A 300-nucleotide genomic window follows, 5' to 3' on the forward strand; every position below is an offset into this window, starting at 1 on the left:
GCGGATGGCTCGGTTCACGGCGGAAACAACAGCCTTGAGTGCGGCCGTGCTTGTGTTGCCGTCGACTCCGACGCCCCACAACACACGCTCCCCCACTGCGCATTCGACGTACGCTGAAGCCAGCGCGTTACCGCCCTCTGAAAGGGCGTGCTCGGTGTAGTCAAGCACCCTGAGGTCCACACCGTCCTCCCGCAAAATGTTCAGCAGGGCAGCAATTGGACCGTTGCCTGCGCCGGTGCGCTGAACCTGCACACCGTCCACGGTGAGTGAGGCGTGTAGCGTCGTGCCGCCGTCGTCATC

1 protein-coding gene is annotated in these 300 nt (G+C 64.0%); it reads right to left on the reverse strand.

What is annotated here, in order from left to right:
• A partial coding sequence (locus SB764_RS39240; protein WP_410866641.1) for an alpha-isopropylmalate synthase regulatory domain-containing protein occupies window positions 1-300 on the reverse strand: 300 nt, incomplete at both ends.

Source organism: Paraburkholderia sp. SIMBA_027, assembly GCF_046535315.1.
Classification (GTDB): domain Bacteria; phylum Pseudomonadota; class Gammaproteobacteria; order Burkholderiales; family Burkholderiaceae; genus Paraburkholderia; species Paraburkholderia tropica.